The 18,376-nt window shown below is 64.9% G+C and carries 17 protein-coding genes and 5 tRNA genes; 14 read left to right on the top strand and 8 right to left on the bottom strand.

What is annotated here, in order from left to right; genetic code table 11:
- Positions 1 to 24: 24 nt before the first annotated feature.
- Positions 25 to 411, top strand: a complete 387-nt coding sequence (locus KT882_RS12870) for a BPSL0067 family protein (protein WP_228896039.1) — start codon at positions 25 to 27, stop codon at positions 409 to 411.
- Positions 412 to 414: 3 nt separating this feature from the next.
- Positions 415 to 873, top strand: a complete 459-nt coding sequence (locus KT882_RS12865; RefSeq protein ID WP_161072136.1) for an STY0301 family protein — start codon at positions 415 to 417, stop codon at positions 871 to 873.
- A gap of 17 nt (positions 874 to 890) precedes the next feature.
- Here KT882_RS12865 and KT882_RS12860 read toward each other — a convergent pair whose 3' ends face one another.
- The 4 genes from KT882_RS12860 to KT882_RS12845 form a co-directional block, all read right to left on the bottom strand.
- Positions 891 to 1,568, bottom strand: a complete 678-nt coding sequence (locus KT882_RS12860) for a YceH family protein (protein WP_161072137.1) — start codon at positions 1,566 to 1,568, stop codon at positions 891 to 893.
- Positions 1,569 to 1,619: 51 nt separating this feature from the next.
- Entirely contained in the window at positions 1,620 to 2,891 is a 1,272-nt protein-coding gene (locus KT882_RS12855; RefSeq protein WP_228896037.1) for a glycerate kinase type-2 family protein, read from the bottom strand.
- Positions 2,884 to 4,248, bottom strand: a complete 1,365-nt coding sequence (locus KT882_RS12850) for a dicarboxylate/amino acid:cation symporter (protein ID WP_161072139.1) — start codon at positions 4,246 to 4,248, stop codon at positions 2,884 to 2,886. The genes KT882_RS12855 and KT882_RS12850 overlap by 8 nt, the downstream gene beginning before the upstream one ends.
- Before the next feature lie 67 nt (positions 4,249 to 4,315).
- Positions 4,316 to 5,380, bottom strand: coding sequence for a tartrate dehydrogenase (locus KT882_RS12845; RefSeq protein ID WP_161072140.1), 1,065 nt, complete (start codon positions 5,378 to 5,380; stop codon positions 4,316 to 4,318).
- 114 nt (positions 5,381 to 5,494) lie between these two features.
- Here KT882_RS12845 and KT882_RS12840 point away from each other — a divergent pair, with 114 nt between their 5' ends.
- The gene (locus KT882_RS12840) at positions 5,495 to 6,412 is read left to right on the top strand and encodes a LysR substrate-binding domain-containing protein (protein ID WP_161072141.1); all 918 of its coding nucleotides are present in this window, start codon (positions 5,495 to 5,497) and stop codon (positions 6,410 to 6,412) included.
- Here the strand turns inward: KT882_RS12840 and cysE are convergent, their stop codons facing one another.
- From cysE to rnr, 3 genes are all read right to left on the bottom strand, one after another.
- A complete protein-coding gene (gene cysE / locus KT882_RS12835) occupies positions 6,413 to 7,156 on the bottom strand; it encodes a serine O-acetyltransferase (protein ID WP_228896035.1) in 744 nt (247 codons plus the stop codon).
- 109 nt (positions 7,157 to 7,265) lie between these two features.
- Positions 7,266 to 8,012, bottom strand: a complete 747-nt coding sequence (gene rlmB, locus KT882_RS12830) for a 23S rRNA (guanosine(2251)-2'-O)-methyltransferase RlmB (RefSeq protein WP_057155534.1) — start codon at positions 8,010 to 8,012, stop codon at positions 7,266 to 7,268.
- Positions 8,013 to 8,064: 52 nt separating this feature from the next.
- Entirely contained in the window at positions 8,065 to 10,536 is a 2,472-nt protein-coding gene (rnr, locus tag KT882_RS12825; RefSeq protein ID WP_228896033.1) for a ribonuclease R, read from the bottom strand.
- 332 nt (positions 10,537 to 10,868) lie between these two features.
- On the opposite strand from rnr, the gene KT882_RS12820 reads away from it, so the two are divergent.
- The 7 genes from KT882_RS12820 to KT882_RS12790 all read left to right on the top strand — a co-directional run bounded on the left by KT882_RS12820 (position 10,869) and on the right by KT882_RS12790 (position 14,083).
- Positions 10,869 to 10,953 (top strand) — tRNA-Leu (locus KT882_RS12820).
- 98 nt (positions 10,954 to 11,051) lie between these two features.
- Positions 11,052 to 11,756 (top strand): NF038122 family metalloprotease, encoded by a 705-nt coding sequence (locus tag KT882_RS12815; protein WP_267478652.1) that lies wholly within the window; start codon positions 11,052 to 11,054, stop codon positions 11,754 to 11,756.
- A gap of 78 nt (positions 11,757 to 11,834) precedes the next feature.
- Positions 11,835 to 11,919 (top strand) — tRNA-Leu (locus KT882_RS12810).
- Between the two features lie 154 nt (positions 11,920 to 12,073).
- A tRNA-Leu gene (locus tag KT882_RS12805) sits at positions 12,074 to 12,158 on the top strand.
- A gap of 38 nt (positions 12,159 to 12,196) precedes the next feature.
- Positions 12,197 to 12,281 (top strand) — tRNA-Leu (locus KT882_RS12800).
- Between the two features lie 115 nt (positions 12,282 to 12,396).
- Positions 12,397 to 13,926 carry a S41 family peptidase gene (locus KT882_RS12795; protein ID WP_161072145.1) on the top strand — a complete coding sequence of 510 codons (1,530 nt, stop codon included), beginning with the start codon at positions 12,397 to 12,399 and terminating at the stop codon, positions 13,924 to 13,926.
- A gap of 72 nt (positions 13,927 to 13,998) precedes the next feature.
- Positions 13,999 to 14,083 (top strand) — tRNA-Leu (locus tag KT882_RS12790).
- Between the two features lie 54 nt (positions 14,084 to 14,137).
- On the opposite strand, the gene KT882_RS12785 is transcribed toward KT882_RS12790, so the two are convergent.
- Entirely contained in the window at positions 14,138 to 14,989 is an 852-nt protein-coding gene (locus KT882_RS12785; RefSeq protein WP_161072204.1) for an SDR family oxidoreductase, read from the bottom strand.
- Between the two features lie 99 nt (positions 14,990 to 15,088).
- Here KT882_RS12785 and KT882_RS12780 point away from each other — a divergent pair, with 99 nt between their 5' ends.
- The 4 genes from KT882_RS12780 to KT882_RS12765 all read left to right on the top strand — a co-directional run bounded on the left by KT882_RS12780 (position 15,089) and on the right by KT882_RS12765 (position 18,281).
- Positions 15,089 to 15,499, top strand: a complete 411-nt coding sequence (locus KT882_RS12780) for a winged helix-turn-helix transcriptional regulator (RefSeq protein WP_161072146.1) — start codon at positions 15,089 to 15,091, stop codon at positions 15,497 to 15,499.
- A 93-nt stretch (positions 15,500 to 15,592) separates the two neighbouring features.
- Positions 15,593 to 17,467, top strand: coding sequence for a hybrid sensor histidine kinase/response regulator (locus KT882_RS12775; RefSeq protein WP_187358674.1), 1,875 nt, complete (start codon positions 15,593 to 15,595; stop codon positions 17,465 to 17,467).
- Between the two features lie 8 nt (positions 17,468 to 17,475).
- On the top strand, positions 17,476 to 17,670 hold the full coding sequence (locus tag KT882_RS12770) for a hypothetical protein (protein ID WP_161072147.1): 195 nt from the start codon (positions 17,476 to 17,478) through the stop codon (positions 17,668 to 17,670).
- A 71-nt stretch (positions 17,671 to 17,741) separates the two neighbouring features.
- Positions 17,742 to 18,281 carry a phasin family protein gene (locus KT882_RS12765; RefSeq protein WP_161072148.1) on the top strand — a complete coding sequence of 180 codons (540 nt, stop codon included), beginning with the start codon at positions 17,742 to 17,744 and terminating at the stop codon, positions 18,279 to 18,281.
- The last annotated feature ends 95 nt before the right edge of the window (positions 18,282 to 18,376 follow it).

Genomic DNA, 18,376 nt, shown 5'->3' with positions numbered 1-18,376 from the left:
CCACTTTTTTGATTGGAGTTGCATATGCCATACACTTACTCAAAAGTTGACGAACTTGAAGGCTCAGCCCTGGTTGGATCGCATCAATGCGTCGCACTGGTCCAGGAATATGCTGGCGCTCCAGTTACTTCAGTCTGGCGGCAAGGTGACGCAGTACTCGGCAATACTTTGCTAAAAAAAGGAACTGCGATCGCTACCTTTTTAGATGGCCGATATGCGAACAACAGCCACGGCAACCATGCAGCCCTGTATCTGCGGCAAGGCATCAACTGTATTTATGTGATGGATCAGTGGAAGAATGAGAAGAAAACGGAAGTGAACGCAAGGTTCATACGAGCACAGGGCAAGGACAAGAAGGGGCGGTTCATCCGCCCTAGCGACAATGCAAACGCATTCTTTGTGATTGAATAAAATATGCGCATCCCTTCCCCCCTATGGATACGATCAACGCGCCGCCTGACCGTATGGGGCTCATCCATCTTTGTCGCACATGCTGCAATAGCAGCGGCGCAGCAAATCGACTGCCCTGCGGCGATACCGGCGGCATCGATCAAAGTCATCGGAGTACCTGCTGAATGGCAGCCGGATGTCACAAAGCCCTTGTATCTGCACGCCGCAGCCCCTATCGACGGACCACCCGGAAAGTTTGGAGAGCTTGCGGAGTTCACGACTCATCGCGGCAAAATGGAGTGGTCTTATACCTATCCGTTGGAAGGAAATTTCCCCGACGGGAAATGGATGCAGTGCGCCTACGGAGCGATGAACGAAGTAACGCTGTCGAAAAAAATCGATGACAGCGTTACCAAATGCAAGCTCACTTATCGCAAGGGGAAAAATCCGGCCCAGCACGAGATCCAGATACTTTGCCAATAGCCTGAATCGCCAGCAAATTACTCGAACTGTTTCTTGAACTGCTCGAACTGGGCGGCCAGGTCGGTGAAGTCCTGGCGCAACTGGGCGACTTCGGCTTCGAGCTGGGCGACGCGGCTGCCCTGGGCCGGGGTGCTGGTGCTGCCGCCGTAGCTGGCGGCGGTCTCTTCGCGCGCCAGCGCTTCTTCGCCTTGCAGCAGGTGGCCGTAGCGCGGCTCCTTGGTGCCCGGCGCCAGCGGCAGCTTGGCGGCCAGCGGCGGGTATTTGTCGATCAGGAATTGCAGCGCCAGTTCCACGTCGGCCACGGACTTGAAGTCGTGCAGGCGGCCCGTGCGGGTGCGGATTTCGCCGGCGGTCTGCAGGCCGCGCAGCATCAGCACCGTCAGCACTGCCACCTTGTCCTGCTCCAGCGACCACTTGATGCGCATGCGGTGCTCGTACTTGGTCACGCGCGCGCCGGCCTGCGTAATGCCGTTGACGAACTTGCGCTGCATGAGCCGCTGCAGCACGTCGGCCACGGTTTCCTCCGAAATCGACATCACCGGGTCGCGGCTGGAGAGCTGGTTGCAGCCGTTGGTGATGGCGTTCAGCGACATCGGGTAGTTGTCGGGCGTGAGGGCTTCTTTTTCTGCCAGGACGGCGAGCACGCGGGTCTCGAATGGGTCCAGCAGGTTGGCGTTGTCCGCTTCGTTAGTCATGCATATTCCTTCATTCGACAAGTTACATAGCCGAATTTACCATAATCTACCTCAGGTAATAAGGATGGCGCGGAAGTCGTTGACGTTGGTGAGCGTGGGGCCGGTCACGACGGAGTCCCCCAGGGCCTGGAAAAAGCCGTGGCCGTCGTTGTTGTCGAGGCTGAGCCGGGGCCGCAGACCTTGCGCGGCGGCGCGCGCCAAGGTGTCCGGCGTGAGGATGGCGCCGGCGATTTCCTCCACGCCGTCCACGCCGTCGGTGTCGCCGGCCAGCGCGTACACGCCCTCCTGCCCCTCCAGCGCCACGCCCAGCGCCAGCAGGAACTCGACGTTGCGCCCGCCCCGCCCCTTGCCGCGCAGCGTGACCGTGGTCTCGCCGCCGGAGAGCAGGACGCAGGGCTTTTCGAACGGTTCGCCGTACAGTGCTGCATAGCGCGCCATACCCGCCATGGCCTTGCCGACGTCGCGCGCTTCGCCTTCCAGGCTGTCGCCGAGGATGTAGGTGCGGATGCCTGCGCCGCGCGCCAGGCGGGCGCTGGCCTCCAGGGCCATGCGGGGCGTGACGGCCATGCGCAGTTCGGACGCGGCCAAGCGCCCGTCGCCGGGCTTGACGGTTTCGCCATCGCCGCTGCGCAGCAGCGCCAGCACGCTGTCCGGCGCGGCGATGCGGTAGCGGGACAGGATGGCCAACGCGTCCGCACAGGTGCTGGGGTCCGGCGCGGTGGGGCCGGAGGCGATGTCAATGGGATCGTCTCCGGGCACATCGGAGATTAGCAGTGTCACCACGCGGGCCGGCGCGCAGGCCGCCGCCAGCCTGCCGCCCTTGATGGCCGAGATGTGGCGGCGCACGCAGTTCATCTCGGAGATGGTGGCGCCGCTGGCCAGCAAAGCCTGGTTGACGGCCTGCTTTTCGGCCATCGTGACGCCGGGCGCGGGCAGCGGCAGCAGCGCGGAGCCGCCCCCGGAGATCAGGCAGATCACCAGGTCGTCCGGGCTCAGGCCCAGCACCAGGTCCAGCATGCGCTGGGCGGCGCGGTGGCCTGCTTCGTCCGGCACCGGGTGCGCGGCTTCAGCGATCTCGATGCGTTCGCACGGCACCGCGTAGCCGTAGCGTGTGACGACCAGCCCTTCCAGTTGGCCGGGCCAGTTGCGCTCGACCGCCTGCGCCATCGCAGCGCTGGCCTTGCCCGCGCCGATGACGATGGTGCGGCCCTTCGGCGCCGGCGGCAGATGCGGAGGAATGCACAGCCCCGGCTGCGCAGCGGCGATGGCGGCGTCGAACATGTCGCGCAGGAGGCGGCGTTCCCAACCGATCAGCTTAGCCATGGCGCACCGCTCCTTCCATGGCCATGCGCACGACAGGCTGCGGAGCGTCTTCGACATCCCTGGCGACTGGCTCGCCGTACAGCACTTCCATATCCGCAGTGCCGTTGAGCACAGCGTCGGCCCGCGCCCGGTCCAGGCCTCCGACCCAGCGCGCAATCGCCATGGTGCCGACCGCGTTGCCTATGGTGTTGGTGATGGCGCGCGCTTCGGACATGAAGCGGTCCACACCCAGCAGCAGCACCATGCCCTCCACCGGTATCTTGCCCATCGAGGCCAGCGTGGCGGCCAGGGTGATGAAGCCGGAACCGGTAACGCCCGCCGAGCCTTTGGAGGTCAGCATCAGCACGCCCAGCACCAGCAGCTGGTCCATCAGCGACAGATGCGTGTTGGTCGCCTGCGCAATAAAGATGGCGGCCATGGTGTAGTAGATGCACTGCCCGTCCGGGTTGAAGGTCAGCCCCGACGGCACCACCAGCCCCACCACCGGCTTGGAGCAGCCGACCTGCTCCAGCTTGTGCATCAGCTGTGGCACCACGGACTCGGACGAGCTGGTGCCCAGCACGGTGAAGATCTCGGCCCGCAGGTACTTGAGGAACTTCCACAGGCTGAAGCCCGAGATGCGCGCCACCACGCCCAGCACCACGAACACAAACAGGAAGCAGGTCAGATACATGGTGCCCATGAGCTGGGCCAGCTTGGCGATGGACGAGAAGCCGTATTTACCCACCGTGAAGGAGATGGCGCCGAACGCCGCAATCGGCGCCACCCGCATCACCAGGCCCACGATGTAGAACATGGCGTTGGAGAAGGAGTCCAGGAAGCTCACCACCGGCTTGGCGCGGCTGCCCAGGTGCGCCAACGCCACGCCGAACATGATGGAGAACACGAGGATCTGCAGGATCTCGTTCTTGGCGAAAGCGTCCACCACGCTGCCCGGTATCATGCCCAGCACGAAGTCCATGAAGGTCGCAGGCTTGGCGGCGGCCGCCGTGTAGGTGGAGATGCTCTTGGTGTCCAGCGTGTGCGGGTCGATATTCATGCCCACGCCCGGTCCCACCAAGTTCACCGCCAGCAGGCCCAGGCCCAGCGCGAAGGTGGACATCACTTCGAAGTAAATCAGCGCGCGCCCACCGACGCGGCCCAGGTCCTTCATGCTTTCCATCTTCGCGATGCCCAGCACCACGGTGGCGAAGATCACCGGCGCGAACACCATCTTGATCAGTTTGATGAAGGCGTCGCCCAGCGGTTTGAGCTTGGCGCCCATCTCGGGGTCGAGCACGCCGAGCACAATGCCTGCTGCCACGGCGATGAGGACTTGCACATATAGCGTCCCCAGGAACTTGCGGGTTCTTTTCATGATCAGTCTCCGATATGTGTGAGCGCGCGGCGGCTCTGTGGCCGCCTTGGAGCGCGGGTGGCTTGCTTTATTTGCCGGCGCGGATGAATTCGCACACTGCGCGGGTCACGTCGGCCGTGGTGGCCTTGCCGCCCAGGTCGGGCGTGTGGACCTTGTCCGCCGTGACGGCTTCTATGGCCTGCATCAGGCGCTTGGCGGCGCCCTGCTCGCCCAGGTGCTCCAGCATCATGGCGGCGGTCCAGAAGGTGGCCACCGGATTCGCGATGCCCTTGCCGGTAATGTCGAAGGCGGAGCCGTGGATAGGCTCGAACATGGACGGGAACGCGCGCTCGGGATTCAGGTTGGCCGTGGGGCCGATGCCCAGGCTGCCCGACAGCGCGGCGGCCAGGTCGGACAGGATGTCCGCGTGCAGATTGGTGGCCACGATCACGTCCAGCGTCTTCGGCTTGAGCACCATGCGGGTGGTGACGGCGTCCACTAGTTCGCGGTCCACTTTCACGTCCGGGAAATCGGCCGCCACTTCGTAGAAGATCTCGTCCCACATCACCATGCCGAAGCGCTGCGCGTTGGACTTGGTGACCAGCGTGAGGTGTTTGGCAGGACGCTTCTGCGCCAGCTCAAAGGCGAAGCGGTGGATGCGCTCCACGCCGGCGCGGGTGAACACGGCGGTCTCGGTGGCGGTTTCAATCGGCAGGCCGCGGTGCGTGCGCCCGCCGTTGCCCGCGTATTCGCCTTCCGAGTTTTCGCGCACGATCACCCAGTCGATATCCTCGCCGCCTTTCAGCGGGCTTTGCACGCCTGGCAGCACGCGCGCCGGGCGCACATTGGCGTACTGGTCGAAGCCCTGCGCGATGGGCAGGCGCAAGCCCCACAGCGACACGTGGTCCGGCACCTGCTGGCTGCCCACCGCGCCGAAGAAGATGGCGTCGAAGGCTTTCAGCTGTTCCAGGCCGCCTTCGGGGATGTAGTAGCCGTGCTCCAGGTAGTAGTCCGAGCTCCATGGGAAGTGCTCGATGTCGAACTTGAAGCCGCCGTCGTGGCTGGCGAGCGCGTTCAGCACTTCCAGACCGGCTGCGATCACTTCGGGGCCGATGCCATCGGCTGGAATCGCTGCAATTTTATGGATACGCATGGATATCTCCTTAAGATTTGTATGGGATGCAACAGCACCGTGAACACAGTGTAGTGCGGCACAAAAGTTATGGAATGCGTGTAAAGTTATGCTACTTGTTCTCTGGAGTTAAAGATGATCGATCCATCCGAACTGGCGTTTTTCGTCCAGATCGTCAAGGAAGGCAGCCTGTCCGGCGCGGCGCGCGAGCTGGGGGTCACGCCCGCCTCGGTAAGCAAGCGGCTGGGCAAACTGGAGCAGGAGCTGGGCGTGCTGCTGCTGAACCGCACCACGCGCCGCCTGAGCGTGACCGACGCGGGCGAGCTGTATTACGCCAACGCGGTGCGCATCCTGGGCGAGCTGGAGGAACTGGAACGGCAGCTGTCGCAGGACCGCGCCGCGCCCAAGGGGCTGCTGCGGGTGAATGCGCCGCTGGGTTTCGGGCGCACCTACATCACGCCCATCGTCTCCAATTTCGTGAAGCGCTATCCGGACGTGGAAGTGCAGCTGCAGCTGAGCGACCATCCGCTCAGCCTCATCGACGAGTCCTTCGATATCGGCATCCGCTTCGGCGAGGTGCCGGACGCGCGCGTGGTGGCGACCAGGATCGCGGCCAACCGGCGGCTGGTGTGCGCGGCGCCGTCCTACCTGAAGCAGCATGGCGTGCCCAAGGCGCCGAACGACCTGGCGCGCTTCAACTGCATCGTGCTGCGCCAGAACGACGCGGCCTACGGCACCTGGCGTTTCACCAAGGGGCGGCAGACGGAAACGGTGAAGGTGCGCGGCACCCTGAGCAGCAACGACGGCGAGGTAGCGCTGAACTGGGCGCTGGACGGCCACGGCCTGCTGCTGCGGGCGGAATGGGATATCGCGAAATACATCCGCTCGGGACGGCTGCAGATCGTGCTGGAGGACTACGCCACGCCGCCTGCGGACATCCACGCCATCTACCCGGAAAAGCACAAGCTGTCGCCCAAGGTGAAGGTGTTCGTGGAGTTCCTGGCGGCGAGTTTCCAGGGGCCGGCGGGCAGCAAGCCCGCGTCCGCCTGGTGATCAGTCCACCAGCCGGTTCAGCTGGGCGGAATTGAATTTATCGCACTCGGGCACGGATGGACAATCCAGCCCCGCAGCCTTCATGGTGGCGGCCATGCGTTCGATCTGCTGCTCCTGCGCCGCAGCCTGGTCTATCAGCGCGCGCAGGGCCTTGATGAGCGGATCGTCGCCATTGGCGGTGATGCCGTAGGCCGAGAACATCTTGGCGGACGGGCTGACGCTGAGCGCTTCCTTGTCGATGATGTGGGCCGGATTGCCCACCGCCGTGGCGCCCGCAGGCACGGGCTTGAGCAGCACCGCGTTGGAGCCCACCTTCGCGTATTCGCCCACCGTGAACGCGCCCAGCACCTTGGCGCCCGCGCCGATAATGACGCCGCGCTCCAGCGTGGGGTGGCGCTTGCTGCCGGTGTGCAGCGAGGTGCCACCCAGGGTCACGCCCTGGTAGATGGTGCAGTCGTCCCCCACCACGGCGGTTTCGCCTATCACCACGCCAAAGCCGTGGTCGATGAACACGCGGCGGCCGATCCGGGCGCCGGGGTGGATCTCGATGCCGGTGACGATGCGCGCCAGGTAGGAAATGAAGCGGCCCGGCCATTTCAGGCCGTGCGTCCAGCACCAGTGCGCCCAGCGGTGCATGACAATGGCCTGCAAGCCGGGATAACAGGTCAGCACCTCCCAACCGTTGCGGGCGGCGGGGTCGCGTTCGATGATGCTGTTGATGTCTTGGCGCAGGTTGCGGAACATGGCGGCAAAGGATTAAGACCGATAACGCATGGTAGCGTATTCGGTTACGGGTTGCTTGGCAGGGGGAGGTTTTGCCGGGGCGCTGCGGCGCCCCGGCGGACGGCTGGAATCAGCCTTCTTTGACGAGGCGCTGGCGGCGCGCCTCGTACAGACAGACGCCGGAGGCGACCGATACGTTCAGGCTCTCGACGGTGCCGAACATGGGGATGCTGACCAGCATGTCGCAGGTCTCGCGGGTCAGGCGGCGCATGCCCTCGCCTTCCGAACCCATCACCAGCGCCGTGGGGCCGGTGAAGTCGGACTGGTACAGGTTCTTCTCGCCGTCGTCGGAGGTGCCGATCAGCCAGATATCGCGGTCCTTCAGGTCGCGCAGCGTGCGCGCCAGATTGGTCACGGTGATGTAAGGCACGTTCTCAGCCGCGCCGGACGCCACTTTGGCGGCGGTGGCGTTCAGGCCTACCGCGCGGTCCTTCGGCACGATGACCGCGTGCGCGCCGGCGCCGTCGGCCACGCGCAGGCAGGCGCCCAGGTTGTGCGGGTCGGTAATGCCGTCCAGCACCAGCAGCAGCGGCGGGCCTTCGATGGCGTCCAGCAGCTCGTCCAGGTTGCGCGCCAGCGAAATCTGCTGCGCAAAGGCGATCACGCCCTGGTGGCGGTGGGTGCCGACGATCTTGTCGAGGCGGGTGGAATCCACGGGCATCACGCGCACGCCGAGCGACTTGGCGTTGGCCACCAGGTCGGTCATGCGGCGGTCGTTGCGGCCCACGTCGACGAAGATTTCCTCCACGGAGGAAGCTTCATGGCGCAGGCGCGAGGTGACGGCGTGGAAGCCGAAAATCATTTTATTCTTGGACATGCTTTTCTTCTGGTGATGCCGCCCGGGCCAATGCCTGGGCGGCGGTTAATGCTTAGCGCTTCTTCTTGCTCTTGGCGGCGGGCTTGGCTGCCGGTGCTGCGGATTTGCTGCGCTTGCCGCTGGAGGCGGGCTTGGCTTTCGCTTTCGGTTTGGCCACGGCCGGGGTGCGGGACTGGACTTTCGGGCCAGGCTTAACGTTGGTGCGGGTGTCGGCCTTGGTAGGCTGCTTGCGGTTGCGGCCGGTGGCCGGTTCCGCTTCCACGTCCGCGCCGGGACGCACGCCCACCGCCGCCTGCTCGGACTGCGCCAGGCGCAGGTCGATCTTGCGGGTTTCCAGGTCCACGCGCACCACTTGCACTTTGACCTTGTCGGTCAGCTGGTAGCGCTTACCGGTGCGTTCGCCTTTCAGCTCATGGCGCGCTTCGTCGAACTGGAAGTAGTCCGCGCCCAGGTCGGTGATGTGCACCAGGCCTTCAACGAACAGTTCCTGCAGCTGCACGAAGATGCCGAAGGTGGTCACGCCGGTGATCATGCCGGTGAATTCCTCGCCCAGCTTGTCTTGCATGAAGTAGCACTTCAGCCAGGATTCCACGTCGCGCGACGCTTCGTCGGCGCGGCGCTCGTTGGCCGAGCAGTGCACGCCCAGGGCGTCCCACACGGTCAGGTCGGCGGCGGCTTTCGGCGCCTTGCCCTCGGCCTTGTCCTTGGCCTGCTGGCGGCGGGTGGCGTTCGACACGGCCGTGTTCAGCACGCTGGTGTCGGCCACTTTCGGCTCGTACTTCTTGCCTTGCAGGATGGCCTTGATGGCGCGGTGCGTCAGCAAGTCCGGATAGCGGCGGATCGGGCTGGTGAAGTGGGCGTAAGCCTCGTAGGCCAGGCCGAAGTGGCCGATATTGTCCGGGCTGTAGACCGCTTGCTGCATCGAGCGCAGCAGCATGGTTTGCAGCAGGGACGCGTCCGGACGCTCCTTGATCTTGCGCATCAGCTCGGCGTAGTCGCCGGCGGCCGGCGTGTCGCCGCCGGCCAGGCTCAGGCCAACCTGCTTCAGGAAGTCGCGCACCTGCTTGAGCTTTTCCTTGGTCGGGCCGGCGTGGATGCGGTAGGTGCCGGGATGCTTGTGGCGCAGCAGCAGGTCCGCAGCGCAGACGTTGGCCGCCAGCATGCATTCCTCGATGATCTTGTGCGCGTCGTTGCGGGTGCGCGGGATGATCTTTTCGATCTTGCCGGCCGCGTTGCAGACGATATAGGTCTCGGTGGTCTCGAAGTCGATCGCGCCGCGCACATTGCGGGCTTGCACCAGGGCGTGATAGACGTCGTACAGGTTCTGCAGCAGCGGCACGATGCCGGGGCGGCGCTCCGCTTCCGGACCCTTGGTGTTGCCCAGGATGGCGGCCACTTCGTTGTAGGTCATGCGCGCGGCCGAGTGGATCACGGCCGGGTAGAACTGGTAAGCGGTGATCTCGCCCTTGGCGGTGACGACGGCGTCGCACACCAGCGTCATGCGGTCCACCGCCGGGTTCAGCGAGCACAGGCCGTTGGACAGCTTCTCCGGCAGCATGGGGATCACGCGGCGCGGGAAGTAGACCGAGGTGCTGCGTTCCAGCGCGTCGGTGTCCAGCGCGTCGTTCGGCTTCACGTAATGGCTCACGTCGGCAATCGCCACGATCAGGCGGAAGGCCTTGCTGCGGCCGACTTTCACCGGTTCGCAATAGACGGCATCGTCGAAGTCGCGCGCGTCTTCGCCGTCGATGGTGATCATCGGCACGTCGCGCAGGTCCACGCGGTCGCCCAGGTCGGCTTCGCGCACATGGTCCGGCAGCTTGGCGGCCTGTTTCAGCGCGGCGTCCGAGAAGATGTGCGGCACGCCGAACTTGCGCACGGCGATTTCGATTTCCATGCCCGGATCGTCCAGGCCGCCCAGCACTTCCACGATGCGGCCGGCCGGCTGCTTGAAGCGGCCCGGCTGCTCGGTCAGTTCGATGGAAACAATCTGGTCCACCTTGGCTTTGCCCACCGGGCCTTCCACCACGATGTCCTGCGCAATGCGCTTGTCTTCCGGCGCCACCAGCCACACGCCGTTTTCTTTCAGCAGGCGGCCGATGATGTGGGTGTTGGCGCGCTGCACCACTTCCACAATCGTGCCTTCCGGGCGGCCGCGGCGGTCCAGGCCGACCATCTTGGCCAGCACCTTGTCGCCGTTCAGCACTTTTTGCATTTCGCGTTCGGACAGGTACAGGTCCTGGCCCGGTTCATCCGGGATCACGAAGCCGAAACCGTCGCGGTGGCTCTGCACACGCCCGGCCACGAAGCCAGAGTGGTCGGCCAGGGCGTAGAAGCCTTTGTGGTCGGAAACGATCTGGCCGTCGCGCTCCATGGCGTTCAGACGGCGGGTCAATACCGCGTGGGACTCGGCTTTCACATCCAGGGTCAGCGCGAGGGCGCGCAGATCGAGCGCCGCCTTGGCGCTGCGGAAGATGCCGAGAATTTCCTCACGGCTAGGAATGATATGGGTAGATTGGCTCAAAAGTATTTCTATGGTTTTATTATTGATGGAGAAAAAATCGTGTACCGCCCTGACCAGCCACGTTGACATGGAACAAGGCGTAGTGTACCGGAGGACGGCCTATTTGCCTATTGTGCGGGAATTCGCCACAGCCCTGCTGCGCCGGCTCCGCGCCCGGAAAAAAGTTGTTCCGGGCTATTTGACTTCTCAAAAGAATCCTCTATAATTCTGGTCTTCCGCAGCGGCAACGCTGAGGAAACGGCGAGTTGATGTGCAGTATGGAACGGAAACGTTCATCTGGCGCGAAACTCTCCAAGTCGTTATAATAGCAGAAGTTGTTATGCAGTATCAGTGCCCACGTGGCGGAATTGGTAGACGCGCATGGTTCAGGTCCATGTGCCGCAAGGTGTGGGGGTTCGAGTCCCTCCGTGGGCACCACAGAATTCCGCAAAAATGCCTCCTTCGGGAGGCATTTTTCATTTCCGCTTCCGATTTTCCGATGTCGGACTTGCTGACACTCCGCCGCCGCCAGCGCCCTGCCCTATGTCGACAACAAAGGCAGCGACAATAACCGCACCGTCTTCATCACCAACGCCGAAGCCAAGGCGCTGGGCATGGGCGTGACGGAACAGTCCCTGCCCGGCTGCATAGGCAATTGCGACGGCTTTATCCAGTTCAACGGCAATCTGGCTTTCGACTTCGACGGCAGCAACGGCATCGGCGCCACGCAGTACGATTTCGTCGGCATGGCCGCGCACGAAATCGGGCACACGCTGGGCTTCATCAGCGGCGTGGACGTGCTCGACTTCAACTCGCCGCCGAACAACGGCCCCTTCAACGACAACGAATTCACCTATGCATCCGGACTGGACATGTTCCGCTATTCGCCGCTGAGCAGCGCCAGCGGCGTGATCGACTGGACGGCGGACGCGCGCGACAAATACTTCTCCGTCGACGGCGGCGCCACGCTGGGCGCGCAGTTTTCCACCGGCGCCACCTTCGGCGACGGCCGCCAGGCCAGCCACTGGAAAGACCTGATGATGCTGGGCTTGATGGATCCCACTGCCGCCCAGGGCGAACTGCTGCTCATCACCGCCAACGACCGCATGGCGATGGACGCCATCGGCTACGGCCTGGCGCCGATAACGGAGCCCTCGCAATCCGCCATGTACGGCGCGGCGGCATTGATGGCGCTGGCATGGAGTGGCCGTAGGAAATATTTTCATGGAAACATCAATTGACTCTTGACCAAGGGCGCGGCGGCCTTTAAGATTCGGGCCTCTGTTGCAGAACAACGCAAGGGAAACAGCAGTAACAGTGCCCACGTGGCGGAATTGGTAGACGCGCATGGTTCAGGTCCATGTGCCGCAAGGTGTGGGGGTTCGAGTCCCTCCGTGGGCACCACAAAATTCCGCAAAAACGCCTCCTTCGGGAGGCGTTTTTCATTTCCGGACCACTACTGCAAAAATCTTTTCAATCACGCTTGACGGCATCGCTTCCAGCCCTTACTATGCGTGCCTCTGTTGCAGAACACCGCAGCAAAGACAAAGAAAACAGAGCCCACGTGGCGGAATTGGTAGACGCGCATGGTTCAGGTCCATGTGCCGCAAGGTGTGGGGGTTCGAGTCCCTCCGTGGGCACCACAGTTCTGTTTTTGATGTCAGCTTCACCGCAGTACATTGCCCACGTGGCGGAATTGGTAGACGCGCATGGTTCAGGTCCATGTGCCGCAAGGTGTGGGGGTTCGAGTCCCTCCGTGGGCACCAAGAATTCCGCAGAAAAAGCCTCCTTCGGGAGGCTTTTTCTCATTCCGCGTCACATTTGTTGACGCGCCGGGCTTTGCGCCCTAGCATGGTTGCTCTTTCAATAAGAGAGGTATCCATGCCGCTGCCCTTCCTGCGCATCCGCTGTGCCGCACTGCTGCTCTCCGCCCTCGCCGCCCAGGCCGGCGCCGCCGATAAAACCGCCGCCGACTGGCAGGCCGCAGCCAGGGCCGACATCGAAGCCGTCCATCAACTCATTCTCACCGCGCACCCCGGCAGCATCGACGAACTCAACCCCGGCTTCAAGGACTGGACCGAGCGCGGCTACCGCGAAGCGCTGCAGCAGGTGGCGCGGGTGGACAGCTACGACTCCATGATGGCGGCCTCGCGCTACTACGTGACCGGTTTTCTCGACGGCCACCTGGTGTACTCGGACAATGCGCGCGGCAAGGACCCTATCGTCGTCAACGGCTGGAAGCTGCGCAGGCAAGGCGGCGCCTACGTGGTGCAGGGACAGCTGAAGGACTGGCCCGCCCCGCTGCCGCCGTTCGGCGCGCGCCTGCTGCAATGCGACGGGCGCAGCATGGAGGCCATCCTGGCTGAAGATGTGGCGCCGTATTACGACCGCCGCAACTTCGGCGGCACGCACGAGATCCTGCCGGAGCTGCTGTTCGCGCCTGCCATGGCGGACCTGAAACTCAAGCGCTGCCAGTTCCGCACGGCCGAAGGCGCGGAACTGGACATGCCCATCACCTATCAGGCCATCGCCATGCAACGCTATTTCGCGCGCGACAGCTGGTCCGACGCGCCACAGAAAACGCAAACGCGCCGCAGCAACCAGTTCAGCTTCCAGGACGGCGTGCTGTGGGTGAGCGCCGCCAGCTTCAACTCCCTGCCGTCCAAGGAGCAGATCGCCGCCTTCGAGACCATGCTGGCCGAGCTGAGTAAAGTGGAAGGTGCGCGCCTGATCGTCTTCGACGCGCGCGGCAACGGCGGCGGCAGCAGCGCCATCGGCAGCAAGATATTCGACGCCGCCACCGGCGGACTGGACTACGACAAGCACGGCGTCGACCAGCTGCCGCGCACCTATGCGCAGTGGCGCGTGTCCGACGTGCTGCTGGCCAACCTGGAGAAATTCAGCAAGGAGTTCGCCAGCCGCTACGGCGAGGACAGCCAGCAGGCGCGCAGCACGCGCACCTTCCTGAAACAGGTGCAGGACGCCAAGGCCGCCGGCCAGCCCTGGGTCGAGCAGCCGGCCGGCCATCTCGTCACGCGGGCCGACATCGCCAAGCGCGGCGGCAAGCTGCGCCGCCACCAGGGCGCGGTGGCGCTATTGACCGACGCGGCCTGCGCCAGCGCCTGCCTGGACTTCGCGGACCTGGTGCTGAGCGTGCCCGGCGCCGTGCATATCGGCCGCGCCACCAGTGCCGACTCGGTGTATATCGACACCGGCCGCGCCACGCTCCCCAGCGGCAATGTGCTGGTGCTGCCGCAGAAAGTCTGGCGCAACCGCCTGCGCGGCAACAACGAAACGCTCACGCCGTCCATTGCGCTGAAGGCGGACATGGCCGACGATGCTGCCGTGCGCGCGGAGGCATTGTCGGCGCTGGCGCCGATAATGAAGCCGCGTTTGCAAGCCAGCCCTTGACGGCTGCGCATCCATCCCTTACTATGCGTGCCTTCTGTTGCAGAACAACGCAAGGGAAACAGCAGTAACAGTGCCCACGTGGCGGAATTGGTAGACGCGCATGGTTCAGGTCCATGTGCCGCAAGGTGTGGGGGTTCGAGTCCCTCCGTGGGCACCACAGAATTCCGCAAAAACGCCTCCTTCGGGAGGCGTTTTTCATTTCCGGCCCGGTTTATTTGGCCAGCGCCACGCGCACCGCTTCCGCCAGCGGCGTGGTGGCGCGGCCGATCAGGCGCGACAGCGCGCCGCCGTTATCCTCCAACGCGCCCTTCGCCACGCCCGCATCCGAATCCGACAGCAGCGACGCCAGCCACTCAGGCAGGCCCGCGCCCAGCAGCGCGGCCTTGTAGTCCGCTTCCGGCATATCCTTGTACGGCACGTCCTTGCCCGCCTGGCGCGACAGTTCCGCCGCCAACTCCGGCAGCGAGAAGCTGCGGTCGCCCGCCAGCTCGTACAGCGCCTCTGGCGCGGCAGCCGTCAGCACGGCCGCTGCGGCCGCCGCATAGTCCTCGCGGGTGGCGGCGGAGACGCGGCCGTCCTGCGCGCTGCCCAGCAGCACGCCATGCGCCAGCGCGCCGCCCAGGCCCGCCGTGTAGTTCTCGAAATACCAGCCGTTGCGCAGGATGGCGGTGCGCAGGCCGGATGCGCGCAGCAGCTCCTCGGTGGCCTTGTGCTCGCCCGCCAGCGCCAGCGGCGAGCGGTCCGCGTGCAGCACGCTGGTGTACGCCAGCAGGCCGGCGCCGGCGCGCTTGGCCGCGTCGATCACATTGCGGTGCTGGTCCAGGCGCTGGCCGATTTCGCTCGACGAGATCAGCAGGATTTTTTCCGCGCCGGCAAACGCGGTGTCCAGCGTGGCCGGGTCGTTGTAGTCGGCCTTGCGGACCTGCACGCCCAGTTCGGCCAGGCCGGTAGCCTTGGCCGGGTCGCGCACGGCGGCCACGATGGAGGCGGCCGGCGTGGTGTTCAGCAGCGCTTTGACGATCAACTGGCCCAGTTGGCCGTTGGCGCCGGTGATGACGATCATGGTGTTTCCTTTCAATTCGCGGTTGGAGTAATTCATCTTAGCGCCTATACTTACTATTTGTAAGTACGCACATTTTAGTAAGTACCCCAGGAGATTCCCATGTCCCAAGCCAAGAGCCTGCGCGCCGCCCTGGCCGCCCACAACGAAGCCCGGCGCGGCCAGCTGATGGTGGCGGCCTGTCCGTCGCGCGCCGTGCTCAGCCACGTCACTAGCCGCTGGGGCGTGCTGGTGCTGGTGATCCTGCTGGACGGCATGCACCGCTTCAGCGAACTGCGGCGCGAAGTGGGCGGCGTCAGCGAGAAGATGCTGGCGCAGACGCTGGACGCGCTGGTGGGCGACGGCTTCGTGCTGCGCTACGCCCATCCGGTGATACCGCCGCGCGTGGAATACAGCCTCACACCCATGGGGCGCGAGCTGGCGGAGCGGCTGGCCGTGCTGGTGGACTGGATAGAGGAGAACTATCCGCGCATCGCGGACGCCCGCGCCGAGGCCGCTGCCGAAGCCGCCTGAGTGAATTCCGCGCACGGCGCCGCATCCTGTACTAAACTTGGCCCTGGATCCCGCATCACCTAACGGGCGGCGACGCCCATACCGCCTAATCAATTGCAAACCATACTGATTGTTACCGGCATCAGCGCAGGCCTGGCCGAGCTCGAAAGCGCGCTGGCGGCATCCGGTTTGAACCTGCTCACTGTCAGCCGCGCCGACAGCGCCCTGGACGCCGTGCGCGCAGGCGGCGTGGCGCTGGTGCTGCTCGACGCGGCCCAGGCCGGCAGCTCCAGCTATGAGCTGTGCAGCCACTTGCAGGCGGCCAGCGCCACGCCCGGCCTGCCCATCATCCTCCTCACGCAGGGGGGCTCCGGCGACTCCGCAGAGATCCGCGACGAACAGCAGCGCGCGCTGGCCTCCGGCGCCATCGCCTGCCTGCGCCGCCCTTTCAGCACCGGCGCGGTGCTGGAACTGGTGCTTGCCCACCTGCCCGCGCCGCGCTCGCCCGACGAACTAAGCGCCAGCATCGCGCAACTGCGCCAGCTGCGCCTGAGCGACGCCGCCAGCCACCAGCACGCGGAGGATCTGCGCGAAGGCCAGAACCAACTGCTGGAAATGGTGGCGCGCGGCGCCCCGCTGGCCACCACGCTGGACAAGCTGATGCTGCTGATCGAAACGCAAGCGCCCGGCGTGCTGTGCTCCACCCTGCTGCTCGACACCGACGGCCGCACCGTCCGCACCGGCGCAGGCCCCAGCCTGCCGCCCGCCTATATGGCCGCCATCGACGGCCTGCCCATAGGTCCGGTAGCCGGCTCCTGCGGCACCGCCATGTACCGCAAGGAAGCGGTGGTCGTCACCGACATCCAGACCGATCCGCTGTGGGCGCCCTACGCCGCCATCGCCGCCCAGTACGGCCTGCGCGCCTGCTGGTCCGTGCCCATCCTGCTCGACGCGGACACCGTGCTCGGCACCTTCGCCATGTACTACCGCGAAGTCCGCAGCCCCAGCGCAGCCGACATGCGGCTGATCGGCGTGGCCACCCACCTGGCCGGCATCGCCATCGCCCGCACCCGCCACGAGGACGAACTGCGCCTCCACCGCACCCAGCTGGAAACCCTGGTGGCCGAGCGCACGGCGGAACTGCGCAAGGCCAAGGACCGCGCCGAACAGGTCAACGACGAACTCGCCACGGCCTTGAGCAACCTCAGCATGACGCAGGACGAACTGGTGCGGCGCGAAAAGCTGGCCGCGCTGGGCGCCCTGGTGGCGGGCGTGGCGCACGAACTGAACACGCCCATCGGCAACGGCCTGATGGCCGCCAGCAGCATGGCCGAGCGCACCCAGGCGCTGCGCGCCGCCTTCGCCAAAGGCGCCCGCCAGTCCGACCTGGGACAGGGCCAGCTGGACGCCTATCTGGACGAGGTGGCGCAGGCCGACGAGATCGTGGTGCGCAACCTGAAGCGCGCCGCCTCGCTGCTGCACAGCTTCCGCGCCATCGCGCTTGACCAGGACAGCAGCCAGCGCAGCCGCTTCAAGCTCGAACCCCTCGTGGCCGGGCTGATTCCGCCGCTGCTGGCCACGGTCAAGAACTTGGCGATCGAGGTGGAGCTGAACATCCCCGCCCACCTGGAGCTGGACAGCTATCCCGGCCAGCTGAGCCAGGTGCTGCTGGCCCTGCTCGAGAACAGCGCGGTGCACGGCTTTGCGGGCCGCAGCGGCGGCCATGTGCGCATCAGCGCCAGCCTGAACCGCACCGGCAGCATCGAGCTGGTCTACGCAGACGACGGCAACGGCATCGCCTCCGAGCACCTGGGCCATATCTACGACCCCTTCTTCACCACGCGGCGCGGCGCCGGCGGCTCCGGCCTGGGGCTCTACATCGCGCACAACATCGTCACCAGCGTGCTCGGCGGGCGCATCAACGCCGCCAGCCAGCCCGGCCAAGGCGCCACCTTCGTCCTGTTGCTGCCGCCGGCGGCGCCGCTATAATCGGAGCCATGAAGAAGCTGACCGCCTCCCTGCTGCTGCTGTGCTGCACCGCCCTGGACGCCGCGCCCGCCCCGTTTTACTGGTGGGTGAGCAAGGTGGACGGCGCGCGCGTGTGCGCCCAAGGCCCGCTGGGCCAGGGCTGGGAGCGGGGGGCGCACGCTTACAAAGATAGCCGTTGCGAAAAATTAGCGTTTGCCAAATAATGGGGCCATAACAAGACGCTTTGTTGCAGGCCGGTATGCCGTAGTTCTATTCCAATAACCGAGGAGAACGAATGTTTACGAGTCCAGAGCAGTTCGCAGCCACCACCAAGGCCCTGTTTGAGTTTCAGCTTGAAACCTTCAATACGCTGACCAGCAAAGCCGTGCAAGGCGTGGAGCAAGTGGTGGCGCTGAATATGGCCACCGCCAAGAGCACCGTCGAGGAACAGCTGGCCGCCGGCAAGGAGCTGAGCCTGGCGCGCGATCCCAAGGCCGTCATGGCCGTGGCCGCAGCCAAAGTCCAGCCCGGCATGACCAATGCCGCCGCCTACAACGAGCAGCTGGGCGGCATCATTGCCGAAATCCGCGAGGAATTCACCCGCGCCGCCGACGCCCATATGACCGAAGCCAAAAGCACGCTGAGCGCGCTGATCTACGACGTGACCAAGAACGTGCGCCCCGGTTCCGAGAATGCGGTGCAGATCGTCAAGCAAGCCATCGACAACGCCTTCGCCGGCTACGAGCAGGTAACCAACGCCACCCGCCAGGCCGTGGCCAATGTGGAAGCGCAGGTCGCCAAGGCGGCGGCAACCGTCCAGCCAGGCAAAAAATAAGCCGCAAGGCTGTCCAACACGGGCCGGGAGCGCCGCACCGGTTGCTCCCGGCCCGCTAACGCGATACACTGTATGAACATACAGTTGGCAGCGCG

Origin of the sequence: Pseudoduganella aquatica (assembly GCF_020865585.1) — a bacterium.
Lineage (GTDB): Bacteria > Pseudomonadota > Gammaproteobacteria > Burkholderiales > Burkholderiaceae_D > Rugamonas > Rugamonas aquatica_A.
The sequence above is the reverse complement of the archived record's forward strand: the minus strand, read 5'-3'. Positions and strand labels throughout refer to the sequence as shown.

Excerpts from the sequence above, each read along its gene's own strand:
- KT882_RS12870 (WP_228896039.1), top strand. The coding sequence starts at position 25 with ATGCCATACACTTACTCAAAAGTTGACGAACTTGAAGGCTCAGCCCTG.
- KT882_RS12865 (WP_161072136.1), top strand. The coding sequence starts at position 415 with ATGCGCATCCCTTCCCCCCTATGGATACGATCAACGCGCCGCCTGACC.
- KT882_RS12860 (WP_161072137.1), bottom strand. The coding sequence starts at position 1,568 with ATGACTAACGAAGCGGACAACGCCAACCTGCTGGACCCATTCGAGACC.
- KT882_RS12855 (WP_228896037.1), bottom strand. The coding sequence starts at position 2,891 with ATGGCTAAGCTGATCGGTTGGGAACGCCGCCTCCTGCGCGACATGTTC.
- KT882_RS12850 (WP_161072139.1), bottom strand. The coding sequence starts at position 4,248 with ATGAAAAGAACCCGCAAGTTCCTGGGGACGCTATATGTGCAAGTCCTC.
- KT882_RS12845 (WP_161072140.1), bottom strand. The coding sequence starts at position 5,380 with ATGCGTATCCATAAAATTGCAGCGATTCCAGCCGATGGCATCGGCCCC.
- KT882_RS12840 (WP_161072141.1), top strand. The coding sequence starts at position 5,495 with ATGATCGATCCATCCGAACTGGCGTTTTTCGTCCAGATCGTCAAGGAA.
- cysE (WP_228896035.1), bottom strand. The coding sequence starts at position 7,156 with ATGTTCCGCAACCTGCGCCAAGACATCAACAGCATCATCGAACGCGAC.
- rlmB (WP_057155534.1), bottom strand. The coding sequence starts at position 8,012 with ATGTCCAAGAATAAAATGATTTTCGGCTTCCACGCCGTCACCTCGCGC.
- KT882_RS12795 (WP_161072145.1), top strand. The coding sequence starts at position 12,397 with ATGCCGCTGCCCTTCCTGCGCATCCGCTGTGCCGCACTGCTGCTCTCC.
- KT882_RS12785 (WP_161072204.1), bottom strand. The coding sequence starts at position 14,989 with ATGATCGTCATCACCGGCGCCAACGGCCAACTGGGCCAGTTGATCGTC.
- KT882_RS12780 (WP_161072146.1), top strand. The coding sequence starts at position 15,089 with ATGTCCCAAGCCAAGAGCCTGCGCGCCGCCCTGGCCGCCCACAACGAA.
- KT882_RS12770 (WP_161072147.1), top strand. The coding sequence starts at position 17,476 with ATGAAGAAGCTGACCGCCTCCCTGCTGCTGCTGTGCTGCACCGCCCTG.
- KT882_RS12765 (WP_161072148.1), top strand. The coding sequence starts at position 17,742 with ATGTTTACGAGTCCAGAGCAGTTCGCAGCCACCACCAAGGCCCTGTTT.